At 37.1% G+C, this 13,562-nt stretch carries 14 protein-coding genes and 1 other RNA gene; 9 read left to right on the forward strand and 6 right to left on the reverse strand.

The window, feature by feature from the left end; genetic code table 11:
* Positions 1-42: 42 nt before the first annotated feature.
* Positions 43-2,502 carry a TonB-dependent receptor gene (locus AC3RVF_RS14575; protein ID WP_489693669.1) on the reverse strand — a complete coding sequence of 820 codons (2,460 nt, stop codon included), beginning with the start codon at positions 2,500-2,502 and terminating at the stop codon, positions 43-45.
* Between the two features lie 9 nt (positions 2,503-2,511).
* Positions 2,512-4,203, reverse strand: a complete 1,692-nt coding sequence (locus AC3RVF_RS14580; protein ID WP_489693670.1) for a M23 family metallopeptidase — start codon at positions 4,201-4,203, stop codon at positions 2,512-2,514.
* Positions 4,204-4,353: 150 nt separating this feature from the next.
* Between AC3RVF_RS14580 and AC3RVF_RS14585 the strand changes: the two genes are divergently transcribed.
* The 4 genes from AC3RVF_RS14585 to rny all read left to right on the forward strand — a co-directional run bounded on the left by AC3RVF_RS14585 (position 4,354) and on the right by rny (position 6,725).
* Positions 4,354-4,644 (forward strand): hypothetical protein, encoded by a 291-nt coding sequence (locus tag AC3RVF_RS14585; RefSeq protein ID WP_489690102.1) that lies wholly within the window; start codon positions 4,354-4,356, stop codon positions 4,642-4,644.
* 10 nt (positions 4,645-4,654) lie between these two features.
* Entirely contained in the window at positions 4,655-4,945 is a 291-nt protein-coding gene (locus AC3RVF_RS14590) for a cell division protein ZapA (RefSeq protein WP_489690101.1), read from the forward strand.
* A 53-nt stretch (positions 4,946-4,998) separates the two neighbouring features.
* Positions 4,999-5,107, forward strand: a non-coding RNA gene (gene ssrS / locus AC3RVF_RS14595) — 6S RNA.
* Positions 5,108-5,162: 55 nt separating this feature from the next.
* Positions 5,163-6,725 (forward strand): ribonuclease Y, encoded by a 1,563-nt coding sequence (gene rny / locus AC3RVF_RS14600; protein ID WP_489690100.1) that lies wholly within the window; start codon positions 5,163-5,165, stop codon positions 6,723-6,725.
* 112 nt (positions 6,726-6,837) lie between these two features.
* On the opposite strand, the gene xerD is transcribed toward rny, so the two are convergent.
* The gene (gene xerD, locus AC3RVF_RS14605; protein WP_489690099.1) at positions 6,838-7,743 is read right to left on the reverse strand and encodes a site-specific tyrosine recombinase XerD; all 906 of its coding nucleotides are present in this window, start codon (positions 7,741-7,743) and stop codon (positions 6,838-6,840) included.
* Positions 7,744-7,855: 112 nt separating this feature from the next.
* Between xerD and AC3RVF_RS14610 the strand changes: the two genes are divergently transcribed.
* From AC3RVF_RS14610 to aroQ, 5 genes are all read left to right on the forward strand, one after another.
* On the forward strand, positions 7,856-8,398 hold the full coding sequence (locus tag AC3RVF_RS14610; RefSeq protein ID WP_489693671.1) for a porin family protein: 543 nt from the start codon (positions 7,856-7,858) through the stop codon (positions 8,396-8,398).
* A 228-nt stretch (positions 8,399-8,626) separates the two neighbouring features.
* Positions 8,627-9,118 carry a hypothetical protein gene (locus AC3RVF_RS14615; protein WP_489693672.1) on the forward strand — a complete coding sequence of 164 codons (492 nt, stop codon included), beginning with the start codon at positions 8,627-8,629 and terminating at the stop codon, positions 9,116-9,118.
* A gap of 167 nt (positions 9,119-9,285) precedes the next feature.
* Complete coding sequence (locus AC3RVF_RS14620) at positions 9,286-9,804, forward strand: porin family protein (RefSeq protein ID WP_489693673.1); 519 nt, start codon at positions 9,286-9,288, stop codon at positions 9,802-9,804.
* 128 nt (positions 9,805-9,932) lie between these two features.
* On the forward strand, positions 9,933-10,502 hold the full coding sequence (locus tag AC3RVF_RS14625) for a porin family protein (RefSeq protein WP_489690097.1): 570 nt from the start codon (positions 9,933-9,935) through the stop codon (positions 10,500-10,502).
* A gap of 67 nt (positions 10,503-10,569) precedes the next feature.
* Positions 10,570-10,986, forward strand: coding sequence for a type II 3-dehydroquinate dehydratase (aroQ, locus tag AC3RVF_RS14630; protein ID WP_489690096.1), 417 nt, complete (start codon positions 10,570-10,572; stop codon positions 10,984-10,986).
* Between the two features lie 145 nt (positions 10,987-11,131).
* Here aroQ and lpdA read toward each other — a convergent pair whose 3' ends face one another.
* The 3 genes from lpdA to msrB (AC3RVF_RS14645) form a co-directional block, all read right to left on the reverse strand.
* Complete coding sequence (gene lpdA / locus AC3RVF_RS14635) at positions 11,132-12,508, reverse strand: dihydrolipoyl dehydrogenase (protein ID WP_489693674.1); 1,377 nt, start codon at positions 12,506-12,508, stop codon at positions 11,132-11,134.
* Positions 12,509-12,678: 170 nt separating this feature from the next.
* Complete coding sequence (gene msrB / locus AC3RVF_RS14640; protein ID WP_489693675.1) at positions 12,679-13,080, reverse strand: peptide-methionine (R)-S-oxide reductase MsrB; 402 nt, start codon at positions 13,078-13,080, stop codon at positions 12,679-12,681.
* Positions 13,064-13,561 carry a peptide-methionine (R)-S-oxide reductase MsrB gene (msrB, locus tag AC3RVF_RS14645; RefSeq protein WP_489693676.1) on the reverse strand — a complete coding sequence of 166 codons (498 nt, stop codon included), beginning with the start codon at positions 13,559-13,561 and terminating at the stop codon, positions 13,064-13,066. The genes msrB (AC3RVF_RS14640) and msrB (AC3RVF_RS14645) overlap by 17 nt, the downstream gene beginning before the upstream one ends.
* Position 13,562: the final 1 nt, after the last annotated feature.

Raw genomic sequence — 13,562 nt, forward strand, 5'->3', positions numbered from 1 at the left:
CAAATAATTTTGAATCTTGAATTTTAAATTTTAAATCACTCTTTAAAATTTCGCAGTAGCTCTCACGTTGAAAACGCGTGGAGTTAAATAGTTTGGAATAGCGTACTGAACTTTAGTGTAAACATCTCTTACAAAAGTGTTAGTGATAGAGTTTTGCACATCGAATATGTTGAATATTTCTGCACCAATAGTAAGCTCTTCAAAAGGCGCTAACCAGCCACTTTCCTTTAGTTTAGTTTTATCTATAATTACATAGCTCATTCCAACATCGGCACGCTTATAATCGGGTAGCCTTACTTGGTATTTATAAGGATCTGCATAACTTGGCGAACCTCCGGGAAGGCCTGTGTTATATGTTAAATTAAGGTACATTTTAAGTGAAGGGATCACTTTTACATAATCTTGGAACAGTACTCCAAACTTCAAACGTTGATCTGTAGGGCGGAAAATGAAACCGCGATCCTCAATATTTTCTTCCGTTTTTAAGTAACCAAAACTCAACCAGCTTTCGGTACCGGGAACAAATTCTCCCGCCAAACGCAAATCAAGTCCGTAAGCATAAGCAACGGCATTGTTTGTAGCACGGTAACGAATGCGAACATTTTCTAATGTATAAGGATTTACGTCTGTCAAGTGTTTGTAGTATATTTCGGAATTCAATCTAAAAGCACGATCCCACATTTTAAAACTATAATCGTTTCCAAACACAACATGAATGGATTTTTGCGCTTTTACGCCCGGTCTAACTGTGCCTGATGAATCACGTAATTCTCTATAAAAAGGAGGTTGATGATAAACCCCACCAGAAAGACGGAACAGCATATCCATATCCCAAGCTGGTTTTAACGAAACCTGTGCTCTTGGGCTAAAAACGGTTTGCGTAGTGCTCGTAATGTCTTTCCCGCTAACGGTCCAGTTATGTGCGCGTACGCCAGCATTCATCCAAAGATCGCTATTACCCAGGCTCGTTTTTTTGCTCCATTGTGCATAACCCGAAATACGATCTATTTGTGTGTCGTTCATTGCACGCACGTCTGTATACGGTTCAATTGGTGAAGTGTATGGTTCGTACGGTTGGTTGTTTGGTGGAAATATTGGTGGACGGATAGAAAACCCAGCCGAGTCAATAATTTCGTATTCCTGAACGCGATCGCGAATATCTTCGCGGGTGTATTTAATGCCGTATTCTATATTATTATCTTCAATTGCAAGGTTCCCTTTGTGCTCAAGGTTAACAATCAATGCATCTAGATCATTTCGGGCGTGGGTAAGCTGACCGCCAATTCCGCGGGTAAAAGTTACTTCACCTAAATTTTCGCCTCCAATTTCAGTATTTACTTCACCTAAGCGATATTCTGCAAGTATGTCGAAATATTCCTGCTCGGTGGTTTGATAAATGGAACCAATAAATTTCGCGGTGTAATTATCTGAAACAACCCAAGTAGATTTTAAAGCACCGAAGTACGTATTGTAACGATCTTCTTCGCGACCTTCATAAAACACTAGCAGTGCAATTGGGTCGGTGATTGTTCCGAAGTTTGTTTGTCTTGTTAAAGGTCTGTAGTTGTATTCGTTGATGGAAATATTTCCCAAAAAGCTCAATTCAAATTTATTATTGAATTTGTACGTAAGATACGTCTGTGCATCTGCAAATTTTGGTCGGTAATTAGTTTCAGTCTGTTTTGCATCTACCAAAAGACTGTTATCGCGATAGCGAACTCCTAAAATTGCTGATAAACGGCCATTTTTTGAAATACCTTCCACAGAACCACTTGCGCCCAAAAGGCTCACATCTACCGAAGCGCCAAACTCTACAGGGCGACGATACGTAATATCTAAAACCGAAGAAAGCTTGTCGCCGTATTTAGCTTGAAATCCTCCTGCTGAAAAATCAACATTGCTCGTTAACTCACTGTTTACAAAGCTTAAGCCCTCTTGTTGCCCACTTCTTATAAGGAATGGACGGTAAACTTCAATTTCGTTTACGTAAACAAGGTTTTCATCGTAATTTCCTCCGCGCACTGCGTATTGCGTGCTTAGTTCGTCATTTCCGTTAACACCAGGAAGAGATTTTAAGAGCGTTTCAACACCCGCATTTGCACCAACCATTTTACGGATAATCTCAGGTTCTATATTTACAAGACCTTCAATACGTCTGTTTTCACGCCCAGAAATAACCACTTCGGCAATTTGCTCAACATCAATTTTTAAAACGGGGTTTAATTCGTAATCCTCATTCGGACTTAAGTTAAAACGCAACCTGGCATTTTTATGGCCAACGTGCGAATATATTACGACAACTTCTTGATTCGAAGGAATTTCCAACAAATAATAACCATTCAGATCTGATATGGTTCCGTTGTTTTCATAAGTTACATTTACCCCGGAAAGAGGTGTGTTCATTTCGTCTAAAATGACTCCACGGATGGTTGCCTTTTGGGCAAATGCAAACGTTGTGATAAAAATGAAAAGGAGTGTGAGCGGTAGTTTAATTGTTTTCAAAAGCAAGGGTTAGGGTTGTTTTCTGAAAAATTGTGCTTCAAATGTAGCACTATTTCCAACATTATCTATAACAATAACTTTCAAATTATTTTCTGTTTCCAGATTTACATTATCATTGAAATTATAAGTTATAACGTCTTTTTTGTATTCATATTCCATCAAAATGAATTTTCCGTTGATTGTTGCTCGGTATGAGCTAATTCCACTTAAATCATCGGTGATTTTCAATTTTAAGAAGTTTTGATCGCTAATCCATTTTCCTTCAGAAAAATTAATAGCTTTTATTGATGGTGGTGTCGTATCTGAAGCAACAGTATAACTTCCAAAGGTTCTTGTCTTTGCGGTAAGTTTGTCTCCACTTCGCGTTGTTGTAGTGTAGTAGGGTTGGCCTCTATAATTTAATCTCCCAATGTATAATTTGTCTTTATCGGCTTCATTATACGAAGAAATATCTGTTGTGATAGAAATATTATTGTGTATTGGAATAAGGTCTTCGTGAAATATTAAAACGTCGCCTTCGTCTTTAATGTTTAAGTAAGTGTCTTCGTATAAACTATTCGCGGGAATGTATATGCTAAACTTGCCTTTCGTTATTGATGTGGCGTGATCTGCATAAATATAGTCTTCTGTTTTTTCGATGTTTTTTGGCTCCAAAACATCAAGTTTTGCACCATCAATAGGAACGGAGATAAACATTCTGTTGCCTTTAAAATCGTTCACTTCAATAGTATAAATTGATTGAAGACTGTCTTTTACGGTAATGAAACCACTTTCATCTTCCTTGGTAATTATGCTCAACGGATTGTTAGTTTCGCGGAAGAGCTTTTGAACCATACTCTTGTTGGTTTCGTAATAATTATAGTCGGTATAACGATTTAGGTAGCGCGTTTCAGAGAATGAGAATTTATTGAAAAGCACTTCAAATTTTTCCGAACCATTAAAGCGCGATTCAATTCTGTAGGCTCCGTTTTTATTCGATGCGCCATCTTGCTGATCGTAGGTAGTAATTCCGAAGCCTAATTTACCAAAAGCTTTCACGTTTTCAGCTTTATAGTTGCCGTCTTTTTGTTTTATCAAACGTAATTTTATTCGGTTTTGGCTTTGGTTAATGTGTGCATCTTCGCCGATTGGATACGCAAATACAGCACTAACAATTGGTTCTTTGGAATCTGGTATTTCTATTCCAAAAAGCAACGGGTTCATTGGGCGTTGCGCAGAATCGCGAATTTCAAAATGTAAATGCGGGCCGCCACTTCCACCAGTATTCCCAGAATAAGCAATTAAATCTCCTTTTTTAACGGGTAAAAGTGTGCTGTCTGGAAAAAGCTCAATTTCAAAAGTTTCTTTGGTGTATTGGGTGTCTTTCACATATTTTTCGATGTCGCCAGCAAAGCTTTTTAAATGTCCATAAACAGTTGTGTAGCCATTTGGGTGAAGAATATACAATGCCTTGCCATAACCGTAATGCTGCACGTTAATGCGGCTTACATAACCATCAGCGGGAGCGTAAACAGGAAGACCTTCGCGTTGTTCGGTTTTTATGTCTAAACCACTGTGAAAATGGTTGGCTCGCATTTCGCCAAAATTTCCTGAAAGCACCAGCTTTATATCTAGTGGATTAGCAAAATAATCTGTGGGAATGTCGTTCTGTCCGTACGCTAACCCACCTAAAAGTAGGAGGATTGATAAATATTTCTTCATAGTGCAAAAATAGGAATCCGTGGTGATTTAAGAGGTGGCGAGATGGATAAATGTAACTATTCTTCAATATTACAAAAAATAATGGAAAACTGTTTGTGTATTTGGTATGGTATGCTAACTTTGTGATAGAAGTATTGAAGACAGATTTTAATGAGCAATCTTTTTGAAATAGTTGATTCTCTTGAAAATAGAATTGGCGAGCTGCTACAAAGGCATGAGAAAGTAAGTAAGGCTAACGTAGCATTAGAAGAAGAACTCAATAATTTACGATCGAAACAGCAACAATTTGAAAATGAAATTGAAGTTTGGACCGAAAAATGTAACTCATTAAAACTGGCAAATTCAATGCTTGGCAGCGACCAACATAAACGAGAAACTAAACTCAAGATAAACGCTCTAATTCGGGAAATTGATCATTGTATAAGTCAGCTTTCAGAATAATAATATAACAATGGCCGAACCATTAAAAATAAAACTATCAATTGCGGACCGGGTTTACCCACTAACCATTAACCCTTCACAGGAAGAGGGATTGCGGTTGGCTTCAAAAAAGATAGAAAAAATGATTAAACAGTTCGAGCAAAGTTACGCCGTACGCGACAAGCAGGATGTATTAGCCATGTGCGCCCTCCAGTTTGCCGCCCAAGTGGAGCAAAAAAATATTGATAAATCTAGCGATACGCATGAAACGGAGGAAAAGCTTAAGGCTTTAGACCGCTTGCTGCAGGAGCACTTATCATAACGTTCTTTAAATTAAATAAGGTTACTGCCTACATTAATACAAATTTTTGGTAAACTCAACAGGAATTCTTTAAAAAGGGTGAGTTGAAGTTGTAAAAGCGTGCCGTCTTTGAGCGGATACTTGATCAGCTTGTTAGCCCTAAACATTCATTTTAAGGAGTTTATTCAAAATAAATATATTGATGTAGGCTTTTTTTATATATATAAATCAACTAAAAATGGAAGTAATAATACCTGTAATAGGCGTAATCGTAGGTGTTGCGATTGGTTTTTTTATTGCAAAAATACTGGAGAAAAATAATGCATCCCAGCTTATACTAAGAGCAAAAAAAAGCGCTGCATCAATATTGAAAGAGGCAAAATCTGAAGCCGAGACCACAAAAAAAGATAAAATTCTACAAGCCAAAGAGAAATTTTTGGAGCTTAAATCTGAGCACGAAAAAGTTATATTAAATCGCGATAAAAAGATTTCAGAAGCGGAAAAAAGAACCCGTGATAAAGAGTCGATAGTTTCTAGCGAACTTGCAAAATCAAAGAAATTAAATACAGAACTTGAAGAAAAGAAGACTGATTACATCGAAAGAATTACTATTCTAGAAAAAAAGCAAGTTGAAGTAGATAAAGCACATCGTAGCCAAATAGAGCAACTTGAAGTTATTAGTAGTCTTTCTGCTGAAGATGCGAAGTCACAGTTAATGGAGAGCCTAAAAGACGAAGCTAAATCGCAAGCAATGGCTTATGTTCAAACTTCTATGGAAGAGGCGAAAATGACTGCGCAGCAAGAAGCTAAGAAAATAATCATTAATACCATTCAACGTATAGGAACCGAAGAAGCAGTTGAAAATTGCGTTTCGGTTTTCAATCTTGAAAGTGATGACGTTAAAGGTAGAATTATTGGTCGTGAGGGTCGAAATATTCGCGCGATAGAAGCCGCTACTGGCGTAGAAATTATTGTTGACGATACGCCGGAAGCAATTATCCTTTCGTGTTTTGATTCTGTAAGAAGAGAAATTGCTCGTCTGTCGCTACATAAACTTGTAACTGATGGCCGTATTCACCCTGCTCGTATTGAAGAAGTGGTTCAAAAAACTACAAAACAAATAGAAGAAGAAATTATTGAAGTTGGAAAACGAACCGTTATCGATTTAGGAATTCACGGTTTGCATCCAGAGCTTATAAAAGCGGTGGGACGTATGAAATACCGTTCGTCTTACGGTCAAAACCTTTTACATCACTCGCGCGAGGTTGCAAGACTTTGCGGCGTAATGGCAGCGGAACTTGGCTTAAACGCAAAACTCGCTAAGCGTGCAGGATTACTTCACGATATTGGGAAAGTTCCAGAAATGGAAACTGAAATGCCACACGCACTTTTAGGAATGCAGTGGGCTGAAAAATACGGTGAAAAACCTGAAGTTTGTAATGCTATCGGTGCTCACCACGACGAAATTGAAATGACCGGATTGCTATCTCCAATTGTTCAGGTTTGTGATGCCATAAGTGGCGCAAGACCTGGAGCAAGACGTCAAGTGTTGGATTCTTACATCCAGCGTTTGAAGGACTTAGAAGATATTGCTTTTGGCTTTGGCGGCGTAAATAAAGCGTACGCAATTCAAGCCGGACGTGAATTACGCGTTATGGTTGAAAGTGATAAAGTAAGCGACGAAAAAGCAGCGCAGCTTTCTTTTGAAATCTCTCAAAAAATTCAAACAGATATGACTTATCCTGGGCAAGTGAAAGTAACCGTTATACGTGAAACGCGTGCGGTTAACATAGCGAAGTAAAAGGCCCCTAAGCCCGCCACGGCGTGGGAACTTTTACTCAAACTCAATAAAAAAAGCTCCATTTGGAGCTTTTTTTATTTCATAATATTTCGATTCCCCCGCCGCGGCGGGGCTAGGGGGCCTCCTTTCTCGGGTGATACCGATTAATTACTTCAGTAAGATGCTTTCTATCAATATGAGTGTAAATCTCGGTAGTTGTTATACTCTCGTGACCTAACATCTGTTGAATAGCGCGAAGATCGGCGCCGTTTTCTAAAAGATGGGTAGCAAAAGAATGACGAAAAGTATGCGGACTTATGGTTTTGCGAATACCTGCTTTTTCCGCTAATCTTTTTACAATTGTGAAAATCATTGCTCGTGTTAATTGACGGCCGTGCTGGTTTAGGAATAGGGTGTCTTTCGCTGCGGCATCAATTTCTTTGTGTACACGTATTTCCTTCCTATAAATAGTAATGTATTTTTCTGTGGTCGGACCAATGGGTACAAGTCTTTGTTTATCGCCTTTACCGGTAACTTTAATAAAACCTTCATCAAAATATAAATCTGAAATTTTTAGGTTTGTGAGTTCTGAAACTCGCAAACCACAGCCGTAAAGTGTTTCAATAATTGCACGATTGCGCTCGCCTTGTTTGTTACTTAAATCTATGGCATTTATTAAAGCGTCAATTTCTTCAATGGCGAGTGTATCGGGGAGTTTTCTGCCTAATCTAGGCGCCTCAATAAGTTCTAAAGGATTGGTTTTTCGGTAATCTTCAAAAATTAAATAATTGAAAAAACCTTTAAGCCCAGAAATCAAGCGACTTTGGGTGCGAGGATTCACTTTTTTTGCAATTTCATAAATGAATTGTTGCAGCGTTTCTTCAGAAATAGAAATAGGGGAGGCTTCTATATTATTGGTTTCCAGCCATCGCATCAATTTTTTCACATCTAATGAATAATTAATGATAGAATTCTGGGAAAGCCCGCGCTCTAAACGCAGAAAATTTTGATAATCCTTTAAACCTTGATGCCACTTCATACTGCTATATTACCACTAAAAACAATAGTTAACAAAAAACTAAATATATTTTAAGGTATAAGATTAGCGGTATCTTTACGTTTAATATAAAACTCAAAAAAACCCAATAATTATGAAAAAATTAATTGTAGCAGTAATCACGTTATTTATCGGTACGACGGCATTTTCTCAAGAAATTGATCTTGGTATAAAAGCGGGTGCTAACTTTGCAAATATCTCTGATGTTGATGATCTTTCTAGTAAAACTGGTTTCCAAGCTGGTATTTTTGCGGGAATAAAATTCACCGATAAAGTAGGGGTGCAAGCAGATTTTCTATATTCTCAGCAAGGCGCAAAATTTGATGCTGGTGAGTTTGATTTAACCTATGTAAATGTACCAGTTGTTTTGAAATATTATTTAGTGCAAGGCTTGAATATACAAGCAGGGCCGCAATTCGGATTTATTGTAGATGATAAAATAGCGGATGTTCTAGGAAATATTTATGAAGCAGAAAAATCTGATGTTTCCGGAATAGTAGGTGCTGGTTATGACTTTCCATTTGGAATTAGAGTAGACGCTCGTTATAATTTTGGACTTTCAGATGTTTCAAAAGATGTTGATGGCAAAAACAAGAATAATGTATTTTCAGTTGCACTTGGATACTCGTTTTTATAAAAAGTGATAAAAATTCAATTTAAAAAAGGCTATTCTTAATTGAATAGCTTTTTTTTTGTAAATATTTTTGATTTTTTTCCTTTAAAAGAAGTCAGTTTTCCTAGTGTTTACAGTGCTTTTAAGTTGCTGAAAAACAAAGTTTTAATCCGGTTTTTCGAATGGATGAAAAATTTGCGCTAATTAAAAATTTTGCCTATTTTTAATTAACTAATCTTTAAATTTTTAATTATGAAAAAACTTTTATTGTTCTCAGCATTTGTAGTTTTCGCACTTACAACTGCACAATCACAAAACATTAAATTAGGTGTTAGCGGGTCATTACCAGTTGGTGACAGTGCTGATGGCTACACTTTTGGAGCTCAACTAGATTTTGCATATCTGTTTGAGGTCAATGATGCCTTTCATGTAGGGCCTATGGCTAGTTTATTATATTACAATGGTGATAAAATAGATATAGGGCCAGCGACCTTTGAAATTGAAGATGCATTATTTTTACCCATTGGAGGTTCTGCTAGATTCTTGCTTGAAGAGTTCTTTTTTGGAGCAGATCTTGGGTATGGAATTGGTTTGAGTCCTGATGGTAATGATGGAGGTTTCTTCTACAGACCAAAAGTGGGCTATAGCTTTGGAAAAGTTGGAGTGATACTTTCGTATTCTGGAGTTTCTGTTGACGGCGGTACGTTTAGCTCTGTAAATGGAGGAGTAGAGTTTTCTTTTTAAGAATAATTAATTAATATTTGAAAGAGGCAGGGAGCAATCCTTGCCTTTTTTTATGGGTAACAGTTTTGTGTTTAAAGGGTTACCAATAGATAGTTTAAAACATAATTTTTTTCTTTTATAATTTCCATTTTTATTTAGCTTTACCGGCTTAACTCTAAAATATAAATATGAAAAAATTATTACTTACTACTACATTATTAATTTTGGGATTTGCTTCGGCTATGTCACAAGATGCCGCCGTAATCGGTGTAACAGCTGGTTTTGTGAATGGTCAGGCTAAAGTTGAATTATATAATGAAAAAGTTAGCGACGGTCAATCTGGGTTTTATGGAGGTTTGATTATAGAAATTCCTATTTCTGAAAAATTTAAGATTCAACCTGAATTCCTTTATACCAATATTGACAATAATAGTTTCTTGCAAGTTCCAATTATGGCAAAGTTTTATGCAACAGAAGGATTATATTTTCAGGCAGGTCCACAAATTACTTATACCCTAGAAGAAATTTCGGACGATTTCACGAAGTTTAATATAGGTTTAGGCGGCGGAATAGGTTACGACATTGTTTCTGGACTTTATGCAAATGCAAAATATGTTTTTCAATTAAACAATTATTTTACAGGACCGCAGGAATTTAATTCAAAAATTGATTTTCTAAGTGTAGGCTTAGGATATAAATTTTATTAAGACGTTTAGTTTATTTTGAAAAAGCAGGAACGTGGTTCCTGCTTTTTTTGCTTGTCTATTTCGAAAAAAAGCGGACAAATGTTAATTTTTTATATACTTTTAAATCTTAAAAATATAAACTTTTAATTATGAAAAAATTATTACTTTTTAGTGCGTTAATGGCTTTGTTTGTTACAACTGCGCAGGCTCAGAATTTTAGATTTGGAGCAAAAGCTGGGGCTAATTTCGCATCTATTAATGGCAGTGATGTTGACGATGTAGATTTAGTAACCAGCTTCCATATAGGTGCAGTGGCTAAAATTGGTATCACTGAGCTATTTTCTGTACAACCTGAACTTGTCTATTCCTCTCAGGGCTATGGTTTAGGTAGGGATATAACCGTGAATCTTAATTATCTAAATCTACCAATTATGGCTGACTTTACTATAGCTGAAGGATTAAGTTTACAAGGCGGCCCACAAATTGGGTTTAATGTTAGTAGTAAAGTTGATTTTGATGGCAATAATAGCGATGCCGATGGTATTAAAACTCTTGATCTTGGCGTTGGTATTGGAGCTCAGTATGTTTTACCTATGAACTTGTTTTTCCAAGCTAGGTATGTAACTGGCTTTACAAGTATTTTTGAAGATTTTGAAGGAGAGAGTACAGATGGTAAAAATTCTGTAATAAGTTTTTCAGTAGGATATTTTTTCTTGTAACTATTAAAAATATTTATTAAAAGACGGAGGAGAAATCTTCCGTTTTTTTATTTTATATATTTACTGAATGAAAATAATAATCATCAACGGCCCCAATCTAAATCTTCTCGGAAAGCGTGAAAACGATATTTACGGAGATGAAACCTTCAACGATTTTTTCGAAAAACTGCAGCAGAAATATCCAAATGTAGAACTGTCTCAATTTCAATCGAATATTGAAGGGGAACTAATTGATAAAATTCAGGAAACTGGCTATAGTTTTGATGGTATTATTCTAAATGCCGCCGCATACACCCACACTTCCGTGGGAATAGGAGATGCGGTAAGAGCAGTTAAAACTCCGGTTGTAGAAGTTCATATTTCTAATACCTTTTCAAGGGAAGATTTTAGACATAAAAGTTACATTTCACCCAATGCGAAAGGAGTAATCGTTGGTTTTGGATTGCAAAGTTATGAGTTGGCTTTGCAGAGTTTTCTAAAATAGTCGGTAGTCTTTAGTTGGTAGTCGGTAGTATATTATAAATACAAAAAAAACCGCAACATATGCTGCGGTTTTTTAATTTCGTCTAACGTCTAACGTCTAACGTCTAACGTCTAACGTCTAACGTCTAACGTCTAACGTCTAACGTCTATAAATGTATCACTTCCCCATAAGCATCTGCAACGGCTTCCATTACGGCTTCGCTCATTGTAGGATGCGGGTGGATTGTTTTTAATACTTCGTGACCGGTAGTTTCAAGTTTTCTTCCCAAAACAGCTTCGGCAATCATATCTGTAACGCCAGCGCCAATCATATGGCAGCCTAACCATTCGCCGTATTTAGCGTCGAAAATTACTTTTACGAAACCATCTTTTTCACCAGATGCGCTAGCTTTTCCGCTAGCAGAGAAAGGGAACTTTCCAACTTTCAGTTCGTATCCAGCTTCTTTAGCTTGCTTCTCTGTCATACCAACACTTGCAATTTCTGGCGAAGCATACGTACAACCAGGAATATTTCCGTAGTCAATAGGTTCTACGTGAAGCCCTGCAATTTTTTCTACACAAGTTATTCCTTCTGCGGAAGCAACGTGGGCTAGGGCAGGACCAGGAACAACATCGCCTATGGCATAATAACCAGGAATGTTGGTTTGGTACCAATCATTCACCATGATTTTGCCTTTGTCGGTAACAATACCAACATCTTCAAGGCCAATACCTTCAAGGTTTGAAGCAATTCCAACTGCAGAAAGTACAATTTCAGCCTCGATTGTTTCTTCACCTTTAGCAGTTTTTACGGTAGCTTTTACAAGTTTTCCGGAAGTATCTAATTTTTCTACGGAAGAATTCGTCATTACTTTAATTCCAGCTTTTTTGAAAGAACGTTCAAATTGTTTTGAAACATCTTCGTCTTCTAAAGGAACAAGATTTGGTAAAAATTCTACTATAGTAACTTCAGTACCCATAGAATTGTAAAAATGTGCGAACTCAACGCCAATAGCGCCACTACCCACAACAATCATACTTTTTGGTTGCTTTTTAAGCGTCATTGCTTCGCGATAACCAATCACTTTTTTGCCGTCCTGTTTTAGGTTTGGCAATTCGCGGGTACGTGCGCCGGTTGCAATAATTATATGGTCTGCGGAATATTCCTTTCCGTCAACGTCTATTTTCTTTCCAGTTTTTAGCTTTCCGAAACCGTTTATAACATCAATTTTGTTTTTCTTCATCAAAAATTGAACGCCTTTGCTCATGCCTTCTGCAACGCCACGGCTACGATCAACAACTTTTCCGAAATCTTTGTCAAATTCCTTAACGGTAAGGCCGTAACTGTCTGCATGTTTTAGATAATCAAAAACCTGTGCGCTCTTTAAAAGTGCTTTTGTGGGTATACATCCCCAGTTTAAACAAACGCCACCAAGGCTTTCTTTTTCAATAATCGCGGTTTTTAATCCTAATTGTGAGGCTCTTATGGCAGCAACATATCCACCGGGACCACTTCCTAAAACTATTACGTCGTATTTGCTCATTATATATATTTAAGTCTAAATTTTTGGAGGTACGAAATTACGAAATTCAAAAGGAAAATAATTCAAATTTCAAAAAACAAATAAATTTCAAAAAGGAAAATAAAAAAACCAAACTTTAAAGCTGATCTTTAAAATTTGGTTTTGGAATTTGGTGCCCAAAAAATTGGGGTTTATTTTTTAAAATGAAGTGAAAGTGAATTTACACAATAACGTTGCCCAGTTTCAGTAGGTCCGTCATCAAAGATGTGACCTAAATGACTACCGCAGTTTGAGCAAAGTATTTCTGTGCGCATCATACCGAGTGTGTTATCTTTTATATATTCAACAGCACCTTCAATAGAATCGTCGAACGAAGGCCAACCGCAGCTACTTTCAAACTTGTTGTTGCTTTCAAAAAGAGGGGTGTTACAAGCGCCACAGGTGTACGTGCCTGCTTCAAAAGTAAGGTTGTATTCTCCGGTTCGAGGAAATTCGGTGCCTTTTTCGCGAAGAATATGGTAACGTTTTTCGCCCAACTCTTCGCGCCATTCGGCTTCCGATTTTGTGATTGGGTATTTATTTGGCTTTTCCATTATCGGGAATAAATTTTAGTGCAACTCCATTTATACAATGTCTTTTACCGGTGGTATCTTTTGGGCCGTCATCAAAAACGTGGCCTAAATGTCCGCCGCATTTGGCGCAATGCTCTTCCATTCGTGTATAACCAAGTTTGTTATCGGTTGAAAAAGCTACGTTGCCATCAATTACTCTGTCAAAACTTGGCCAACCTGTGCCACTGTCAAATTTATGTTCGCTTTTAAAAACAGGTGTCCCGCAACCTGCACAAACAAATACTCCTTTATTATGATTGTCGTTTAGGGTGCTCGAGAAAGCGGGTTCTGTGCCTTCGTGTCGTAAAACTTGGTATGCTTCGGGTGAAAGTTCTGCTTTCCATTCAGCATCGGTTTTAAGAATTGGAAACTGTTGTTGCACAGTTGAAATACCCTTCTGTGCAGGTGAATTACAGCTGACAAGAAAAGCACTCATTATTAATAGTGCGCCTAAAGTTTTCATA

Source organism: Aequorivita sp. IT1183 (genome assembly GCF_058068265.1).